The organism is Nocardia sp. NBC_01388, assembly GCF_045040085.1.
Classification (GTDB): Bacteria; Actinomycetota; Actinomycetes; order Mycobacteriales; family Mycobacteriaceae; genus Nocardia.
Genome location: NZ_CP109553.1, coordinates 5,737,790 through 5,757,357 on the forward strand (window position 1 = coordinate 5,737,790; position 19,568 = coordinate 5,757,357).

10 protein-coding genes are annotated in these 19,568 nt (G+C 67.0%); 5 read left to right on the forward strand and 5 right to left on the reverse strand.

The genetic code is table 11. From position 1 onward, the window contains the following. Positions 1 to 35 precede the first annotated feature (35 nt). On the reverse strand, positions 36 to 716 hold the full coding sequence (locus OG716_RS27810; RefSeq protein ID WP_405133592.1) for a hypothetical protein: 681 nt from the start codon (positions 714 to 716) through the stop codon (positions 36 to 38). Positions 717 to 976: 260 nt separating this feature from the next. Between OG716_RS27810 and OG716_RS27815 the strand changes: the two genes are divergently transcribed. Beyond that, positions 977 to 3,229, forward strand: a complete 2,253-nt coding sequence (locus OG716_RS27815) for a M28 family peptidase (protein WP_405133593.1) — start codon at positions 977 to 979, stop codon at positions 3,227 to 3,229. On the opposite strand, the gene OG716_RS27820 is transcribed toward OG716_RS27815, so the two are convergent. The 3 genes from OG716_RS27820 to ctaD form a co-directional block, all read right to left on the reverse strand. Continuing rightward, on the reverse strand, positions 3,210 to 10,841 hold the full coding sequence (locus OG716_RS27820) for an amino acid adenylation domain-containing protein (RefSeq protein WP_405133594.1): 7,632 nt from the start codon (positions 10,839 to 10,841) through the stop codon (positions 3,210 to 3,212). The genes OG716_RS27815 and OG716_RS27820 overlap by 20 nt on opposite strands. A 1,061-nt stretch (positions 10,842 to 11,902) precedes the next feature. Further along, positions 11,903 to 12,805, reverse strand: coding sequence for a zinc-binding alcohol dehydrogenase family protein (locus OG716_RS27825; protein WP_405133595.1), 903 nt, complete (start codon positions 12,803 to 12,805; stop codon positions 11,903 to 11,905). An 80-nt stretch (positions 12,806 to 12,885) separates the two neighbouring features. After that, on the reverse strand, positions 12,886 to 14,622 hold the full coding sequence (gene ctaD, locus OG716_RS27830; RefSeq protein WP_355124863.1) for a cytochrome c oxidase subunit I: 1,737 nt from the start codon (positions 14,620 to 14,622) through the stop codon (positions 12,886 to 12,888). A gap of 329 nt (positions 14,623 to 14,951) precedes the next feature. Here ctaD and OG716_RS27835 point away from each other — a divergent pair, with 329 nt between their 5' ends. Continuing rightward, a complete protein-coding gene (locus tag OG716_RS27835; protein WP_355124245.1) occupies positions 14,952 to 15,353 on the forward strand; it encodes a hypothetical protein in 402 nt (133 codons plus the stop codon). A 15-nt stretch (positions 15,354 to 15,368) separates the two neighbouring features. Here OG716_RS27835 and OG716_RS27840 read toward each other — a convergent pair whose 3' ends face one another. Beyond that, positions 15,369 to 16,220, reverse strand: coding sequence for an LLM class flavin-dependent oxidoreductase (locus OG716_RS27840; protein WP_405133596.1), 852 nt, complete (start codon positions 16,218 to 16,220; stop codon positions 15,369 to 15,371). Positions 16,221 to 16,381: 161 nt separating this feature from the next. Here OG716_RS27840 and OG716_RS27845 point away from each other — a divergent pair, with 161 nt between their 5' ends. From OG716_RS27845 to OG716_RS27855, 3 genes are all read left to right on the forward strand, one after another. Continuing rightward, a complete protein-coding gene (locus OG716_RS27845) occupies positions 16,382 to 17,134 on the forward strand; it encodes a hypothetical protein (RefSeq protein WP_405133597.1) in 753 nt (250 codons plus the stop codon). Positions 17,135 to 17,246: 112 nt separating this feature from the next. Continuing rightward, entirely contained in the window at positions 17,247 to 18,614 is a 1,368-nt protein-coding gene (locus OG716_RS27850) for a WS/DGAT/MGAT family O-acyltransferase (RefSeq protein WP_405133598.1), read from the forward strand. Positions 18,615 to 18,641: 27 nt separating this feature from the next. Further along, the gene (locus tag OG716_RS27855; RefSeq protein ID WP_405133599.1) at positions 18,642 to 19,415 is read left to right on the forward strand and encodes an RluA family pseudouridine synthase; all 774 of its coding nucleotides are present in this window, start codon (positions 18,642 to 18,644) and stop codon (positions 19,413 to 19,415) included. Positions 19,416 to 19,568: the final 153 nt, after the last annotated feature.

Below are 19,568 nucleotides of genomic sequence, written 5' to 3' on the forward strand. Positions count from 1 at the left end.
CATTGCGATGATAGCGACGGAAAGACTTCCCGGCGCTACGCGACCACCCGCGGCCACGGGTAGAAGGCCAGATGAATGAGCAGCACCACCAGCAATGCGAGCAGGACCGCGGCAAAGGGATGAGCGCGGCGCTCCAGATAGCCGATGGTGCGGAACAGCGTGGGGAACGGGACATCGCGGCTGAATACCAGCGAAAGCACGCTGGGAATCACCACCCAGACGAGCGCTATCAGGCCGTAGAGCACATAGGCGCCCACGTAGGTGTTCGGATCCATATGCCGCGCACCGGCCGCGAACAGCACACCGAAGACGAAGACCACCGCGGCCAGCACCAGGTACCCCACCCCGAGCAACTGGACCGGCGCATTGTTCGTGGTGATACGGCCATTGGCGGTCACCGGCCGGCCCCCGACGCTGCTGGGCGCCGGATCGGGATTCATCGTCAATTGCGGCACCGCGTAATACGCCAGGACCACGATGACGAACACCACGATCAGGCGCACCCACGCGTGCTGAGCCTGCAGATGCCCGATCGTCGATGAGATGGTCGGCCAGTCCGCCAACCGGAATACCGATGCCAGTTCGGGAATGACAATCGCCAGTCCCGCGAGGCCCCACATGAGGTAACCCCAGAATTCCGCCGAACGCCCCGCTGCCGTGGGCGCCGCGCGCCCCGCTGCCGAGGGCTCGGCGCCGTCGCCGGCCACCTCCGTCATAAGGCCGGTCTACCACGTGAAAGGGTGCGCGGCAGGGAAGCCGTGCAGTCGATATCAGCCTGGTGCTGTGCCGTCATCCGCACACCTCAGCGCGGTGCGACGGAGTTGCCCGGCAGCGATGCGGCCGAGTTGTCCGGGAGCTGTGCGACAGGGTTGCCTGAATCTGCGTCCGGTGATCGTGCTGCCGACCCAGCAGGCTTGATTCGACTCGGCGGGCCGAGTCGGACCCAACGCCCTCTTTCTTGCCTACTATCGGATCCATGCGGGTGGGACGAGGGCTTTCCGGGTTTCTGGCATTCGCAGTACTGCTGGCGGTGGTGGTGGCCACCGCCTGGCAGCAGCAGCCGCACGGATATCGGACGGACTCCGCGCCGAACGAGGTGTTCAGCGCCGGGCGCGCCTTCCGGACCGTGCAGGAGATCGCGCATACGACCCATCCGGTCGGCAGCGCCGAACACGACCGCGTCCGTGACTATCTCGCCGGGGAACTCCGAAAGCTCGGTCTGCAGACCGATATTCGGGAGGGCGTCGGGCGCTGGCCGGGAGCATTCCAGCACGGCGAGGCCGGTCTGGGCCGGGTCTCCAATATTGTGGCCCGGCTGCCCGGCACCAATTCGACCGGCACCGTATACCTTGTCGCACATTATGATTCGGTGCCATCGGGCCCCGGCGCCAATGACGACGGCGTCGCGGTCGCCGCCATTCTCGAAACCGTCCGCGCACTGCGGGACAGCGAGACCGGGCTGCGCAATGATGTGGTCGCGCTGATCACCGATGGCGAGGAACCGGGGCTGCTGGGCGCGGAAGCCTTTGTGGCGGCCGGTGATTACGACAAGCACGGTGTGGTGATCAATCACGATGCGCGCGGTGCGGGCGGGCCGCCGCTGCTGTGGCGGATCACCCGGCCCGACGGCGGGCTCATGGGCGGGGCGCAGGCCGCGCCGCATCCGAATACCGATTCCCTGACCACCACCCTGGCCGGGGCGGGCGTGTCCAGCACCACCGATTTCGTCTCGTTCAAGCCGGGCGGCCTGCGGGTGCTGGACTGGGCCTATGCCGGACGTAATGCGTACTACCACAATCCCAAGGACGATCCCGAGCATGTGAATCTCGCGACCGTGCAGCAGGTGGGCGACAATGCGCTCGCGCTGGCACGGGATTTCGGTGCGCGAGATCTCGCCGACACCTCCAACCAGTCGAATCCGGCCTATTTCACACTGCCTTTCGGCGTGCTGATCGTGTCACCGCCATGGCTGATCATCGCGTTCGCGGTGCTGGCGCTGCTGGCGGTGGGCTGGGTGATCCGGCAGGTGCGGCACAGCGGAGAGGCCTCGATCAAGGGCGTGATCGGCGCCACCGCACTGGCATTGGCCACCGTTCCGCTCGCGGTGGGCGTGACGTACGGGCTGTGGTGGGCGGTGCAGGCCGTCCGGCCCGCGTATCGGGGATTTCCGGTCGATCCCTATCGACCGGAGTTCTTCCAGGTCTCGATGATCGTGCTGTGCGTGTGCGCACTGGCCGCCTCCTATACCGTGGCGCACCGCCTGTTCGGGGCCACGGCCCCGCCGGTCGGACTGCTGACCGCCACGGTCGTGGTCGGCGCGGCGACCACCGTCTACTCTCCGGCGGCCGCCGAGATGTTCGTACTGCCCGGTTGCGCGGCGGCATTCGGGGTGGCCGTCACCTTCCTGCTGCCCGACCGCTGGCGACTGCTGGCGCTCACCGTATTTCTGCTGCCCGCGGCGGTATTCCTCGGCGGCACCGCCTGGTCCGGGATGCGGGCCGGGCTGCTCACCGCACCGTTCCTGGCCACACCGCTCATCATGCTGCTCGGCGGGCTGCTGACGCTGACGCTCAGCCGGTCCTGGCCGACCCGGCGCGGCTGGACGATTCCGGCCACCGCGCTGGCGGTCACCGTCGCGCTGGCCGGCGCCGGGCTGGCGGTGGATCACTATGACGATCAGCATCCGCGCATTACCGAGCTGGGGTACGCACTCGATGCCGATCGGCACGAGGCGCGCTGGCTGTCGAGCCTGGCGCCCGACGACTGGACGCGAAACTTCGTGGGCGACAGCGCACCTGACGCACCCTTCTCCAGTCTGTGGTCGAGTGCCACATCCAGCGGACCCGCACCGGCACAGGCCCTGTCGCCACCGGTGGCCGAGATTGTCTCCAACACCACCGATTCCGGGCAGCGCACCATTCGCCTGCGGCTGCGGTCCACGCGCGGGGCCACCCGGATCGAGTTGCGCTGGGAAACCGCCGTCACGTCGCTGCGCGTGGCCGGGCGCGAGGTGACGCCGGTGCCGGACAAGGGTTTTCGCTTCGAGGCCCCTACCGCCGACGGCATCGAGGTGGAGCTGACCGCACCGGCCGGACCACTCCCCCTGCGGCTGGTCGACTACACCTGGTTGCCCGACTCGCACCTGGATTCGTACCGGCCCCCGCCGGGCGACGTCTTCTTCCGGCAGGACAGCGCCTGCGCCGTCTTCGTCACCGTGCCGGGGCTGTAGCGACCACCGGTACCGCCCACCGCCGGGCGAGCGTCAGGCTGATGTGGCGCAGTGGCTCCCGTCGGGCGGGATCGGTAGCCACCCGGGCGAGCAGCAGGTCGAAGAGATGCAACATGGCTTCGGCGGTATCACGGTCGAAAAGTGCGGTGTCGTAGCGCAGTTCGAGGGCGAGGTGGGAATCGACCTCGGCAATGCCGAATTCCAGATCGAAGCGCACGGTGCGCGGCGGCGGCGCTATCGGCTCGACTCGGACGCCGGGCAGGCGCAGCTGCGCCGCGTCGAAATCCCGGAAGGCCAGCACCACCTGGAACAGCGGATGCCGTGCGGCCGAACGGGCCACGCCGAGCGCCTCCACAATGCATTCGAAGGGTGTGCAGGCATGTGCGAAGGCCTCCACATCGATATCGCGCACCCGGTCGAGCAGCTGGGCGAACGACTCGTCGGTATCGATAGATGTCCGCAAGGCAACATGATTGACGAACATGCCCACGAGTTCGTCCAGACCGGAGGCGTCACGACCGGCCGTCGGCGTGCCGATGACAATGTCGCCGGATCCGGAGATTTTCGCCAGCAGTACCGCCAGGGCGGCATGGACGACCATGAACAGGGAGGCCCGGTGCTCTCGCGCGATATCCCGCAGAGTGGAGGTAATCTCCTGCGGCACCGCCCATTCGATGCGATCACCGCGGTATCCGGCGGATTCGGGGCGTGGCCGATCGAGGGGCAGCGGGATTTCGACGGGGGCGTCGGCGAGCACCCGAACCCAGTGCGCCAGCTGCCGATTCAGCTCCGAATCGGGATCAGCGGCGGTACCCAGTGCCGCGTTCCGGCGCAGCGAGTAGTCCGCGTACTGCATGGGGAGAGCGGGCCATCGCGGCTCCCCGCCGGTGGCCCTGGCGACATAGGCCGCCGCGAGATCGCGCGTGAACGGGCCCAGTGAGTAACCATCCGCATTGACATGATGGACGGCTACGGCCAGGACCCACTCGGACTGCCCGCGGGTACCGGCGAACGCCGCGGGCTGGATGGAGGAATCGACCGCGTACAGCCGCACCCGGATCGGCGGCGCCACCGCGAGATCGAAAGGCGCGGCCTCGAACTGGGCCAGCGCGCGCTGCAACCTGATCGGGGGCATCCGGCGCATTTCCAATGCGCCGACGTCCTCGTGCGACACCACCTGATGTGGCACCCCGTCATGCTCGGGGTAGTAGGTGCGCAGCGCCTCGTGCCGCTGCACCACATCGGAGACGGCAGCGGCCAGGGCCACCACATCGAGCGCACCGGTCAGGCGTACGGCCAGCAGAATGTGACAGGCCGCGCCCGCGCCACGGCGGTCGAGCAGCCAAATGCCCTGCTGCGCATACGACAGGGGGACGCGCTCGGATCGCTCCTGCGTGCCGGTGAGCAGCGGGCCCGTCGACGCGGTGTGCCCGCGTGTGTGCAGCAGCGCGGTCAGGCCCGCCACGGTGGGCTCGTCGAACAAGCCGCGCAGATCGAGTGACCACCCCGCCGCACGAAGCAGCGCGACGACACGGGTGGCGCTGAGCGAATTGCCGCCGAGCGCGAAGAAGTCGTCGCAGATGCCCACCCGGTCGAGCCCGAGGACCTGCGTGAACACCTGCGCCACCGATTCTTCGAGCGCCGAACGCGGTGCGCGGATCTCCCCATCCGATCGGGTCGCTTCGACCTGGAAGTCATTGCGGCCGTGGTAATCCAGCTCGCCGTCGGTGCGCCAGGAACCGAGATCACCGGTGCGGTACATGCGTTCGCCCGGTGCGCCGAAGCCGTTCGCCACGAATCGGCCGCCGGTCGGCCCCGGCCGGCGGTGGTAGCCGCGCGCCAGACCTGTTCCGGCTACGTACACTTCGCCGATCACGCCCGGCGGGACCGGCCGCAGGCGGTTGTCCAGCACGTAGCAGCGGGCGCCGACGACGGGACCGCCGACGGATACGGCGGGCTCGGCGCGCAGCGGGCGGCTGACGGTGGCCCAGATGGTGGCCTCGGCCGGCCCGTAGGCATTGATGAAACAGCGTCCGGCAGACCAGATTCCGGCCAGCTCCGGTGGGCAGGCCGCACCGGCGGTGGCCAGCAGTCGCAGGTGCGGCAGTCGCTCCGGTGCGTCGAGGGTGGCCAGCACGTGCGGGGTGAGCATGGCGTGCGTGATGCGCTCGCGGTCCATGAGGTCGAGCAGGCCGTCACCGGCGTAGGCCCACGGCGGTGCGACCACCAGGGTGGAGCCGGAACCCAAGGCCAGCAGCAGTTCCCACACCGATGCGTCGAAGCTCGGGGACGCGACGGCGAGCACCCGGGTGCCGGGATCGGAGTCGCAGCGCTGCGCCTGGGTCACCACCACATTCGCCAGTCCGGCGTGGGTGAGGATGGCGGCCTTCGGGATTCCGGCCGAGTCCGAGGTGTAGACGACATACGCCGGATGCTGCAGGTGCAGCGGACGCACCCGGTCGGCATCGGTGATCGGCTGCGCGGACGGTTCGACCGGCTCCGCCCGGTCGATGATCAGCCACTCGCCGCTCGGGAGGGCGGGCAAATCCGCCTGCCTGCGGGCCGCGGTAATGCCCACGGCCGCAGCGGAATCGGAAAGCATGAGTGCTATGCGCTCGGCGGGCGCATTCGGATCGACGGGAAGATACGCCGCACCCGCGTGCGCCACCGCGCAGACCGCCACCACCCATTCGAGCGATCGGGGCAGCGCCACCGCGACCATGTCCTCGGGGCCGATGCCCAGGCCGATCAGCCTGCGGGCCAGATGGTTCGAGCGGTCGCCGAGCTCGCGATAGGTCAGCGCGCCGTCCTCGCACGTCACCGCCGTGGCGTCCGGATCGTAGGCCGCCGCGCGGATGAGCAGCTGCGGCCAGGTGACCGCGATGGCCTCACTGGTGTCGTTCCAGTCCCGCAGGGCACGCCGTTCGTCCGGCGCCAGCAGGTCTATGTCGCCGATGGTGACGGCCGAATCTCGGGCGATCTGGTCGAGGACCCGGACCAGTCGCTGGGTCAGCGCCGCCATTGCGGGCCGATCGAAAAGATCCGTGGCGTACTGCGCGGTCACCGACAGCCCGGCCGGGGATTCCACCACCGTGAACTCGAGGTCGAATTTGGCCAGGGGCAAAGGCATTTCGATGGATTCCACCCGCAGGCCGGGCAGTTCGAATTCGGTGCGGCCACCGGCGCGGAACGACAGCATGACCTGGAAAAGCGGATGCCGGAACCGGGAACGCGGCAGCTGCACGGCTTCCACCAGGCGTTCGAACGGGACCTCGTCGTGCGCGAAAGCGCTCAGATCGATATCCCGGACCCGGGACAGCAGCGCGTCGAACGACTCCGCCGCATCGACGGGCACCCGCAGTACCAGCGTATTGACGAACATGCCGATCAGGTCGTCCAGGCGGGCATCACCCCGTCCGGCCACCGGCGTGCCGACCGCGATATCGCTTCCGCCCGATATCGCGGCCAGCACGGCCGACAGCCCGGCATGGACCACCATGAACAAGGTCGCGCCATGCCGTTGCGCTACCTCTTGCAACCCCCGGACAGTATCGCCCGGAAGATCTGTGCACACCCGCTCGGCACGCCCCGACGGGTGCGCCGGACGCGGATGATGCGGCGGCAGGGCCGATTCCACCGGCAGCCCCGACAACACCTCCGACCAGTAGCCGAGCTGTCGGGACAACTCCGACTCCGGATCGGAATCGGAACCCAGCACGGCATGTTGCCACAGGGTGTAGTCCGCGTACTGCAGCGGCAGGGGTGACCACTCCGGTGAAGTGCTGCGCACCCGCGCCGTGTACGCGGTTGCCAGATCACGCGCGAACGGGCCGAGCGAGAGTCCGTCGGCGATCATATGATGCACCAGCACCGCGAGCACATGATGATCGGGGCGGTCACAGTCATCGTGGACCCGCAGCAGGCGCACCCGAATCGGCGGTGCAGCAGCGAGATCGAATCCGGTGCCGCCGAACTCGGCCATGGTGCGCTCGAAGTCCGTCGCCTCGATCGGTTCCGGCGCCAGTCCGGCGATCACGGCGTCCACCGGCGAGATCTGCTGGCACACCTGGCCATCGAGCTCGGGAAAGGATGTGCGCAGTGCCTCGTGGCGTCCGACCACATCGGTCAGTGCGGCCGTCAGCGCGCTGACATCGACAGCGCCGGTCAGCCGCAGGCCGAGCAGCATATTGCACGCCGCCGAATCCGGATCCTGCCGGTTCAGCAGCCAAAGCCGTTGCTGCGCATACGAGATCGGCACCCGGTCCAGCCGCATCCGAGGCGCGGGGCGCACCCGATCGACCAGCAGATCCCGCGCTCCCACCCGCTCCGCGAAACTCGCGACCGTGCTCGCCTCGAACAGCTCCCGCACTTCGGCCGCCACCCCGAGCGCGGCGCCGACCCGAGCCGCCACCAGCGTCGCGGTCAGCGAATCACCGCCCAGCACAAAGAAATCGTCCTCGAGGCCCGGGCTGTCCACTCCCAGCACCTGCGCAAATGCTTCGGCCACAATCTTTTCCGCACGCGTGACAGGCGACCGATACCGAGTCGCCGCCGACACCGGCGCAGGCAACGCCCGCCGATCCACCTTCCCGTTCGCCGTTATCGGCAACCGATCCAGCAGCACGATCGTCGGCACCATATAGCTCGGCAACCGATGCGCCACACTGACTTCCAGCTCACGATTGGTCAGCAAAACGCCCGGGTGCGGCACGGCATATGCCACGATTCGGGGCGCAATCGGTCGGCCGCCGGGCACGGACGGAACACCGCCGGTCGATATTTCTCGACCTGTCAGGAAGGCGGCCGCCGCAAGATATTCGACGCCGACACCCGCTGCGCTTTCGGGTTCGGAATCGTGGGTGTCGGCGTGCACGACGACGACAGCCTGCGCGACGCCGGGGCAGTCGGCGAGGACCGCTTCGATCTCGCCGAGTTCGATGCGGAGCCCGCGCAGCTTGACCTGAGAATCGACGCGGCCTCGGAATTCGAGTTCGCCGCGTTCGTCCCAGGTGACGAGATCACCGGTGCGATAGAGCCTTTCGCCGGGTGCGCCGAAGGGATCGGCAATGAAGCTGGTGCCGGTGGCAGTGGGGCGGGCGAGGTAGCCGCGCGCCAGACCGGGGCCGCCCAGATAGAGTTCGCCGACGACGCCGGGAGGCACGGGACGCAGCCAGGGGTCGAGAACATAGCAGCGCATACCGGAGACGGGCGTACCCAGCGTGATCGGGCGATCGGGCTCGAGGCCGCCGAGAGTGGTGACAATGCTGGTCTCGGTGGGGCCGTACACATTCACGAGATTCCGGCCCGGAGCCCAGGCCGCGACCACCGTCTGCGGGCAGGCTTCACCCCCGGTCGAAAGATATTGCAGGCGTTCCAGTCCCGACGGATCGGTGTTCGCCAGCACCGCAGGCGTCACGAACGCATGGGTTACCCGTTCCCGGCGCATGAGGTCCGCCAGCCGCGGTCCCGCATAAGCGTCGCCGGCGGCCACCACCAGCGTCGCGCCGGTGGTCGCGGCAAGCAGTAACTCCCAGAGCGAGGCATCGAACGTCGGAGCGGTCACACACAGCACACGATCCCCGACCTTCGCCGGCAACTGCTCCGCCTGCGCCGCAACAAGACCGGCCCACCCACCATGGGTGACAACCACGCCTTTGGACCTGCCGGTCGATCCCGACGTATAGATCACATAGGCCGGATGCCCGGCATGCAGCGGCCGAGCCCGATCGGAGTCGGTGAAAGCATCGGCCTCATCGTCCGGGTAATCGAGGACCTGCAGGAGGTCGGCTTGGGTCAGCCAGTCTCGGTCGGCGCTGATGGCATCTGGCAATGCTGCTGTGGTGGTGTCGATTCCGAGGCACACCTCTGCTTCTTCGAGGATCACGGTGGTGCGGTGAGCGGGGTGGTGCGGGTCGATAGGGAGGTAGGCGGCGCCGGACTTCATGACGCCCCAGATTGCCGCCACCCATTCGAGGGAGCGCTGGGCGCGGATGGCGACGACGTCCCCGGGACCGATGCCCCGGCGACTCAGATTGTGCGCCAGGCGATTCGAGGCGGCATCGAGCTGGGCGTAGGTGAGGGCCGCCAGGTCACCGGCCACTGCCCGCTCGGCTGGAGCACCGGCTACGGCCGACTCCGCTGGGTCACCGGCCACGGCCTGCTCCGCTGACGCACCAGCCACTGCTTGCGCTGCTGCGTCGCAGACGACTGCCTGCGCCGCCGGGTTTCGGCGGGCGGTGGCGGTCAGGAGATCCGGGAGGAGCAGGGCGTCGGGTTCGTCTATGCGGTTCGGGGCGTGCAGGATTCGGTCGCGCTCGGGGTCGGTGAGGAGACAGATGCGGCCGACTGGTTGGTCCGGGTCGGCGGCAATGAAATTGCCGAGGAATAGCAGGAAGCGGTTCAGATGGTCGTCGAGCTGCCGCTGGTCGTACTTTTCCGGGTTGGCGAGAATATCGACCGACAGGCCCTCCTCGGACCCGGCGCGGTACAGATTGAAATGCAGATCCGTCACGGCGCCCGAGGAGAGAATGCTGTATTCGCCTACCGCACGGCCGAATCGGCTGGTGCGATCGAAGAACATGATATTCACGCTGGGCCCCAGCGCCTGATCCGCACCGACGCCGAGTTCGCGGCGCAGTTCCTCGAAACGGTAGCGCTGATGCCGCAGCCCGCCGATGGTCTCCCGCGCGGCGGCCTCGATGAGCTCACGCAGCGTGACCGCACCCGCGCAGTGCAATCGAATCGGCAGCACATTGGCGAGCAGCCCGCCGGACCGCTTGAGCGCGGCGGTGGTCCGCGCCGAGGCCGCCAACTGCACCAGGGGTTCCGTGGTACCCGCCGTTCCCGCCTGGAATGCGCAGATTGCCGCAACCAGCACCTGCGCCGGACTGACCGCGCAATCGGCGGCCAACTGGTCCAGCGCCACCCATTCGAATGCCGACAGCGCACCCGCGGCGCGCAGCGCGACAGGCGCGGCGGTACGGCGACGCGGCCGGATCGCCGCGGCCGCCGGCGGCGGAGCTGTCCAGTCCGAGAAGCGTTCTCGCCAATAGTCCCGGTCTGCGGCATAGCGCGCCGAGGCCCGATAATCTGTATCGCAGGCGTGGATCTCCGCTGGTGACAGACCTTTGAAGGGTTCCGGTTCGGTATTGCGCAGCAGCGCCGTGTACCACTGCCCGATGCGTGCGATCAGGCTCAGTCCGCCGTAGCCGTCGATGGCGACGTGATGCATCTGCGCGTACCAGATGTGCCGCTCGGGTCCGAGCGTCAGCAGCGCCGCCGCCCACAGCGGAGCGTCGAGCAGTTCGATCGGAATCCGGTGCCGCCGGTTCATCCATTCCAGTGCGGCCCGGTGCGGTTCGGGCTCGGCTGTGAAATCGACATGTTCCAGTGGGCCACCGATATCCGGGGCGATCCACTGGTACGGCCGCCCGCCGGTCCGGCCGATGCGCAGTCGTCCCACGCCGAACTCCCCGAAGGCGCGGCGCGACGCGGCATCGAAGAGTTCCGCATCGAGTTCCCCGTGCAATTCCAGGTAATGCGCCTGGCCGGGGAGCGCGCGCGGATCGGCGCTGTTCCCGGCCTCGATATCATCGGCGAGCCACAATTCCATTTGGGCTCGGGACAATTCGAACGGTACGGCGTCGCAAACATCCGGAGACTGGGCTGGCACTGTCCCTCCCGAAGTCGAGAGCGGCGGAATGAGCCGGGGCGCAAATGGATACCGATTCGCGCGCCCCGACTGCGGACAGTACCGCACAGTTGCTGGAAGTCTGCTGCCATTTTCGTCGTGCCGTAAGTGGACGAACGATCAGGCCGCAACCACCGCTGCACTACTGGTCGAGCGCTTGCTTGTTCCGGCATGGCGCACCGGGATGAACGCGGCGATCGCCGCGGAGGGAATCGGACGAGCTGCTCGAAAATCGCCGCAGTGCCCACACCTGCGGTGGCCCCGACCGCGAGTTGCGAATCCTCGGCATACCAAAGCTTCAGCGCCCTGTGTTTAGCCGCGAGCCGCGCGAAGTAGAGCGTGGTGAATGCCTGGGCATTGTCGCGGGTGAAGCGTTGCTTGACGATGCCGTCAACCATGACAGTCCTCCTGATCAATTCCAGGAAGCGAGCCGCGGAGAGGTCGGGGCGGTTCTCCGCTGCTGTCGTCAGCGCCGCAACCGAGGCGTACAGGTCCTGCAGCATCGCTTCCACCGACACACGTAGCGCCGGCCCCACCAACCGCTAGGACCTGACGCTACGTCAGGAGCAAGCCGAGGCTTCCTGCCGAATGCCGCGCATCTATCCGAGGTGAGTTTTTCGTGCAACCCATCGCCCTCACCGACTGAATTTCGACCCTTTCACGCACTGGTTGCACGAGAAGTTCACTTCTGCAGGCGAATTCACATCCGCCGAAGGCAGCCGATCGAACCTGTCGGCGGCAAGGCAGTATCGCGTGTAGCGACCAGCAGCATCCGCTTACCCCGCTAATCGGATCGGCCCTGGTACGCCGGAAGGGTCGCGTCAGAACCCTACTGACGGGCCTTACGGAGAGTCCGGTCTGAGCGGACAAAGTTCGCACCAGGACGGCATTTTTTTGCCGCCCAGAGGGGTTTTCGACCGCTCCGGCCGGGTGCGCGCTCGAAAGAGAACCTGCCGCACGGTTCGAAATCCGGAGTGAGCGAATCAGGTGGTTCGGACGATGACTCGGCCTAGGTTGCGGCGGGATTCTATGAGTTCGACGGCTTCGGTGATGTCTTGCAGTGGTAGGACGGTGTGGCGGGGGCGTAAACGGTTTGATGCCAGCAACTTCCAGAGGTCGGCGCGGTAGGAGTCGATCAGATCCTGTCGGGTGCGGCTCAGTAGGCCTACTGAGAAGCCGGTGACGGTTCTGAGGTCGGCCAGCAGGGTGTTCGCGTCGACCGATCCGCCACCTGCGCTGTAGGCCACCAGACGGCCGTGGGGCGCAAGGGTTTCCACGCTGCGCTGGAGGAGGGCGCCGCCTACGCCGTCCAGGATGATGTCTGCGGATTCGGTCCAGGGCTCGTCGTAGGTGAGTACTGCGTCGGCTCCGCAGTCGTGCAGGAACTCCGCCTTGTCGGCGGAGCCGACTGCTGCCACTACCCTGGATGCACCGAGTGCCTTCGCCAATTGCACTGCTAGATGGCCGCTTCCGCTGGCGGCGGCGGTGATCAGGACCGACTCCCCCGCTGTGAATCGGCCGGCGCGCAGGGCGCCCAGGGCGACCAGGCCGCCGCGTACCACCGCGAGAGCGTCGGCGGATGGCACTCCGGCCGGGATCTCGGTCATCAATGCCGGTGCGGCCAGCACGTATTCGGCGTAGGCGCCTGCGAAGACCACGCCACCGACTCGCTTGCCGATCCAGCCCGCCGAGACCCCTGGGCCGACCGCGACGACGGTGCCGAGGACCTCCGCGCCCGGGTCGGAGCCGGTGTCCGCCTTGATCATTCGGAGCATGCCGAGGTGGACACCGGCCAGTTCGGTACGGATCAGGAGCTGATCCGGACCGGCCACCGGCTCCGGCACGGTGAGCTGTGCCGGTCGGCCGGTGAAATGAATCTTGTGCACTTCGGTATCCCTTCATCCTTAACTTGTGACGGACACAAGATTAGGACGAAGGTAATTCATATGTCAAACCTAAATATTTGTCAGCTGGAGATCTTCGCTTCCTCGGCCACATTGTGGGACCTGGAACCCCAGCCGACATGGGCCTCGGCGCGCATGCGCTCGACCATGTGCGGGTAGTGCAGCTCGAACGCGGGACGCTCGGAACGGATGCGCGGCAGCTCGTAGAAGTTGTGCCGCGGCGGCGGGCAGGACGTCGCCCACTCCAGGGAGTTGCCGTAGCCCCACGGATCGTCGACCGTGACCACTTCCCCGTAGCGGTAGCTCTTGAAGACGTTCCACACGAACGGCAGCATCGACGCGCCCAGGATGAAGGAGCCGATGGTGGAAATGGTGTTCAGCGTGGTGAATCCGTCGCTCGGCAGGTAGTCCGCGTAGCGGCGCGGCATGCCCTCGTTCCCCAGCCAGTGCTGCACCAGGAATGTGGTGTGGAAGCCGACGAAGGTCGCCCAGAAGTGCCACTTGCCCAGGCGCTCGTCCAACAGGCGGCCAGACATCTTCGGGAACCAGAAGTAGATGCCCGCGAAGGTCGCGAACACGATCGTCCCGAAGAGCACGTAGTGGAAGTGCGCCACGACGAAATAGCTGTCGGAGACATGGAAGTCGAGCGGCGGGCTGGCCAGGATGACACCCGACAGGCCACCGAACAGGAAGGTGACGAGGAAGCCGAGCGACCACAGCATCGGCGTTTCGAAGGTCAGCTGCCCGCGCCACATGGTGCCGATCCAGTTGAAGAACTTCACACCGGTGGGCACCGCGATCAGGAACGTCATGAACGAGAAGTACGGCAGCAGAACCGATCCCGTCGCGTACATGTGGTGCGCCCACACCGCGATGGACAGCGCCGCGATACCCAGCGTCGCGTACACCAGCGTGGTGTAACCGAAGATCGGCTTACGCGAGAACACCGGATAGATCTCCGAGACGATGCCGAAGAACGGCAGCGCGATGATGTACACCTCGGGATGCCCGAAGTACCAGAACAAATGCTGGTACAGGATGGCCCCGCCATTGGCCGGATCGTAGATGTGCCCGCCCAGGTGCCGGTCGTAGGCGAGCCCGAACAGCGCCGCGGTAAGCAGCGGGAAGGCCAGCAGGATAAGCACACTGGTGACGGCGATATTCCAGGTGAATATGGGCATCCGGAACATGGTCATACCGGGGCAGCGCAGGCAGACCACCGTGGTCAGCATGTTCACGCCACCCAGGATGGTGCCCAGACCGGACACCGCCAGACCCAGAATCCACAGATCGCCGCCCACACCCGGCGAGTGCACGATGTCCGAGAGCGGCGTGTACGCGGTCCAGCCGAAGTCGGCCGCGCCGCCGGGAGTCACGAATCCGGCGGTGGCCATCGACGCACCGAACAGGTACAGCCAGTAGCTGAAGGCGTTCAGTCGCGGGAAGGCCACATCGGGCGCGCCGATCTGCAGCGGCAGGATCAGGTTCGCGAAGCCGAACACGATGGCCGTCGCATAGAACAGCAGCATGATCGTGCCGTGCATGGTGAACAGCTGATTGAACTGCTCCGTCGACAGGAACTGCATGCCCGGCCGGGCCAGCTCCGCGCGCATGAGCAGCGCCAATAGACCGCCGATGAGGAAGAACGAAATCGCGGTGGTGATGTACATGACGCCCAATACCTTGGGGTCGGTCGTCGTCACCGCCTTGTAGATGAACGAACCCTTGGGGCCCAGCCGTGCCGGGTAAGGCCGAGCGGCCTCCAGTCCCGGGTCCGGCTTGGGAGCTACGGCAGTCACCACATCCTCCTCGAGGTCGGTCCGCAGCTGGGTCTTCTCGGCTCCGGAACCCACGATGAACGGGGTCAGCGTACTCACAGCTATTCGATTCTGGCAGAGAACACTCCGACCGGGCGGTCACTCCGCCGGATTCGGCTCCGGCGGATTTGGAATCATCTCGAGCCGGTGCCGACGGCAAGCGGATCGATGTTCGATAATGTCGGCGTGGTGGAAGTCCCGCAGACAGCCCGGTCACTGCTTCGCCCGAACAGGTCTTGGCGCGAAGTTCATCGCCAATTCACCCCCCGACCTCACGAGAATCTCATATGAAGCGCTTCACTATCGGAACCATGAGTCGATCGCTCCGCACCCGCATCACCACCGCCGTCGTGATCGGGACACTCGGCACCCTGCTCGCCGCCGGCGCGGCTACCGCCAACAGTGAGCCCAAGGCCGTCATCCAGGGCCGCAGCACCGTCACCGCACACGTCACCGGCGAGAAGGCCGGCGCCCGCTGTCAGATCGCGGGCAAGGACATCGCCGGACCCTGGGGATCTGTCGACACCGCGGGCGCGGTGGACCTGACCCTCGGCTCGATTCGTACCGATACCAAGCGGATTCGCGTCATCTGCGAGGACCCCCTGCGCGGGGACAGCTCACTGCACACCGTGCGTTCCGATCGGGTCAGCTACGACGGTGCGCTGTCACCGCTGCGGCAGATCATCAACAGCACGTTCTTCGAACTGCGCTGACGGACCGAACACTGCTCAGGCGAGACGCGCCGCGGCCACCGCGGCACGTACCGCCGGGGCCGTGTCGACGGCGAACTGCATTGTCGCCCTTTCGCCATCCGGGTCGACCGGTAGCAGGAATTCGCTGATGCCGTGCACCAGCGCCACCTCCGCGAGCTGTGCGACCGGCATGGACGCGTCGATGATGTAGGCGCGGCGGATGAGCGCGGGCACGCGGCCCGCCTCCCGGGCGCCGGTATCGATGGCGGACATCAGCCCGGCGAGCAGATCCGGTGGGGCATAGGAGAATCCGCCGAGCCAGCCGTCGGCCAGTTCGCCGGTCATGCGCAGCGCGCGGGGACCGTAGACGCCCAGCCAGATGCCTATCCGATGTGCGGGGGCCGGTCCGGCCTTGGCGCCGTGCAGTGCGTAGTACTCGCCTTCGAGGTTCGGGCGTCCCTCACCCCACAGCGCACGCATGACGCCCATCGCCTCACGCAGTGCCGTCAGCGCCTGCCCCGGTGTGCGCCGCTGCCCGCCCATGGCTTCGATGGCGTCCCAGAACGCACCCGCGCCCAGGCCCAGTTCCACCCGGCCGCCGCTGAGCAGATCCAGGCTGGCCGCGCTGCGCGCCAGCACCGCGGGAGGGCGCAGCGGCAGATTGGCCACCGCGGGCATGAGGGTCAAGGTGCGGGTCATGGCGGCGACGTAGGACAGCAGCGTCCAGGTGTCCAGAAAGGCGGGCTGATACGGATGATCTTGAACCGCCAGCACTTCCAGCCCGGCGGTGGCATCGGCGCGCTGAATGAGCCGCAGCAGCGACCGGCCCCGCGCCGCCTCGGGCGGAACGAAGATCCCGAACCTCAGCTCATGCCCGTAGTCAGCCATAGCAAATTCCAAGCTACGCCGACCTGACCTGCGGCCCCCGCACACCCCCGTCCTTCCGGCGAGTCGGTGCCTGACGCCCGAGGCGCGCTCGCCACCCGATCGTGATCAATCGGGAACCTGATTCCATATTCGTTGGCAGGCAACGGATTACAATCGACCAGGTGCAGCCCCACAGTTCCGTGGACGCCGCCCGTAAACATCTGACGGCGGTGGATCCCGCAGCCCTGCGTCATGCGCGAGACCGATTGGCCGAGAACGGAATCGCGCGCCTGGGTTTCCTGCTGCCCTACCGGGTCAAGCGGGCGCTGGCTGCCGAGGCGCTGACCATGCTCGATCATCATCAGTCCTGGATCGCACCCGGCGCCGAGGCGCCCGAGCGGCATGCGATCGACCTCGGCACGCGGGAGGTCGATGCGCGCGGCCAATGCATTCCGCAGCTGTACGACTGTGAACTGTTGCGGCACAGTCTGACTACCGTGGCGACGGAGCCGGTGCTGCCCTGCCCGGGCCCGGAGCGGTATGCGGTGCGGCGACGGCAGCACGATGATGCGGACAGCCAATGGCATTGGGATGAGCATGCTTTCGCACTGATCCTGGTGGTGGAGTGCCCGCCGCTGGAGGAGGGCGGTTTCGTACAGACGGTGGCGCACACCCGGCGGGACTGGGACCACTCCGACGTGTACCGAACGCTCACCCGCAATCCCATTCAGTCCTGGGAACTGCACCCCCTCGACCTCTATCTGATGCGGTCCGACACGACGCTGCACAGGGTCCATCCGTTCGCGCACGGCCGTCGTACCATTGTCGGCATGTCCTTCGCGTCGATCGACGATCTGGGTCGCGAGCAAACTCATGGCACAGCCGCCGGAGGTTTGCATTCCGAAGTTCCGGTTATAACGAAACAAGCACAGTGATAATCTGATTCACCGTCAACGCAGCGGGGGGCAGCGTCGCTCGACCGTATCTCCCTGGGCAGTTGTGCGTGCCGAATGTCGAACAGCGCTGCCCCACCGGTTAGGCGAACCGATGGACCTTCTGAACCCTCTCGACGCTATTTTCCTCGCGATCGAATCCCGCGAACATCCGATGCACGTGGGTGGTCTGCAACTGTTCGAACCGCCCGCCGACGCGGGGCCCGAGTTCGTGCACGACCTCTATGCGGCCATGTCCGCCTCCACCGAGGTGCGCACCCGCTTCCGCAGACACCCCAGCCGCACCTTCGGCGGCTTCTCCAGCGTGTCCTGGTCCCATGCCGAACATGTCGATCTGGGCTACCACCTGCGGCGCAGTGCGCTGCCGGGGCCCGGCGGCATGGAGGATCTGCTGGATCTCACCGAACGACTACACGGCATCCTGCTCGACCGGCACCGGCCGCTGTGGGAGGCCCGGCTCATCGAGGGCCTCGACGACGGGCGCTTCGCGCTCTATATGAAAATGCATCACGCGCTCATCGACGGCGTCTCCGCCATGCGATTGCTACAGCGCACGCTCACCGACGATCCGCTGGATTCGCAGGTGCGGGTGCCGTGGGGCACCGCGCCGATTCGCGAAAGCGCCGAACTCGCGGGGGTCGAACGCACCAGCTCATGGCAGCAGTTGCGAAAAGCCTTGCCGCGCATGGTCCGTAGCACCGCATCGATTGCCGCGCCGTTGCGCGGGGCTATCGACGGCCGGCTCACCATGCCGATGACCGCGCCGCGCACCATGTTCAATGTGTCGATCGGCGGGGCGCGGCGCATTGCCGTGCGCTCCTGGCCGCTGGAGCGCATCAACCGGGTGCGCCAGGCCACCGGTGCGACCGTCAACGATGTGGTGCTGGCCATGAGCGCCGCCGGGCTGCGCTCCTATCTCATCGAGCACGACGGACTGCCGGCCGAACCGCTCATCGCCATGGTGCCGGTGAATATTCGCACCGCCGCCGAGGCCGATGCCTCCGAGGGCAATATGGTCGCGGCCTGCCTGGCGAATCTGGCCACCCACCTGGATGATCCGATGGCGCGGCTGACCTCGATCAGCACGTCCATGCGCGAGGCCAAGCAGGTCTTCACCCAGCTGCCGAAGCTGGAGGCCATGGCGCTCTCGGCGCTGCTCATGTCGCCGCTGGGCGTCTCACTGCTGCCGGGGTTCGAGGCGCTGCCGCGCATGCCGTTCAATCTCGTCATCTCGAATGTGCCCGGGCCGCGTAAACCGGTCTACATGCAGGGCGCGCGACTGGACAGCAACTATCCGCTGTCGATTCCGTTCGAATCGCAGGCCATGAACATCACGCTCACCACCAATGGCGAGAACCTCGATTTCGGGTTTGTCGGCTGCCGCCGCACCGTGCCGGATCTGGATCGGCTGCCCGGGCATATGGAGGACGGGCTGGCCGAACTGGAGCGGGCCATCGCCTGATCGCGGGCCCTCTCTAGGGTGGGCACTGTGGATACGCGTTGGCCCGAACTGCGGAAACAGTGCCTGATCAGTGAGGACGACAATGTCCTCGCGCTCAATAAGCCGGCCGGGATCTCGGTCACCGGCGAGCGCCACGACACCGACATCGTGGAGCTCGCCGCAGCGCACGGGGAGACGCTGTACCCGGTGCATCGCATCGACAAGGTGACCTCCGGACTGGTGCTGCTCGCCAAAGAACTGCCGGCACACGGGCAATTGACCCGGCAGTTCAACAAGCGCACGGCGCGGAAGGCGTATCTGGCGGTCACCACCGGTCCGGCGGATCTGCCGGACCGCGGGGTCATCGACCTGCCGTTGAGTGTCGGGCGCAAGAACCGGGTGCGCATCGCCGCGCCGCGCGAGAGCATTCAGCGCGAGGGCGAACGCTGGCAGGTGGATGAGCGGGATGTGCTGGCGGGCAAGAACTATCCGTCGGTCACCGAATTCGCGACCGTCGCCCGTACCGAGACGCAGACAGTGCTGGCGCTGCGGCCGATCACGGGGCGGCGGCATCAGATTCGGGTGCACCTGGCCTGGATCGGGCATCCCATCGTCGGCGATCCGCTCTTCGACAAATCCGGTGCGCATGCCCGCACCTATCTGCATTCATGGCGCCTGCTGCTGGACGCGGATTGGCGCACTCCCCCGGTGCTGGACCTGGAAGCCGAGCCGGGACCAGACTTCTGGACAGTGGGCGAGACCTCGATTACACCCGCCCCTGATCAGCTATCAAGGTTCGCGGCCCGTCTCGGTCTGGACTGACGAGCGGGGGAGCGAAGCGGAGGAGGGAGGAGGGAAGACCGAGACTTCAGGGCCGCGAACCCGCCCGGAGCGGAGCGGAGGGCAAATTGGACACAGCTATATTCGGTGGCGAGTCTCACTGAGATCCATACCGGTAGGGCATCTAGCCTGGTG

Excerpts from the sequence above, each read along its gene's own strand:
- OG716_RS27840 (WP_405133596.1), bottom strand. The coding sequence starts at position 16,220 with ATGGCTGACTACGGGCATGAGCTGAGGTTCGGGATCTTCGTTCCGCCC.
- OG716_RS27850 (WP_405133598.1), top strand. The coding sequence starts at position 17,247 with ATGGACCTTCTGAACCCTCTCGACGCTATTTTCCTCGCGATCGAATCC.
- OG716_RS27820 (WP_405133594.1), bottom strand. The coding sequence starts at position 10,841 with ATGGAATTGTGGCTCGCCGATGATATCGAGGCCGGGAACAGCGCCGAT.
- OG716_RS27815 (WP_405133593.1), top strand. The coding sequence starts at position 977 with ATGCGGGTGGGACGAGGGCTTTCCGGGTTTCTGGCATTCGCAGTACTG.
- OG716_RS27810 (WP_405133592.1), bottom strand. The coding sequence starts at position 716 with ATGACGGAGGTGGCCGGCGACGGCGCCGAGCCCTCGGCAGCGGGGCGC.
- OG716_RS27835 (WP_355124245.1), top strand. The coding sequence starts at position 14,952 with ATGAGTCGATCGCTCCGCACCCGCATCACCACCGCCGTCGTGATCGGG.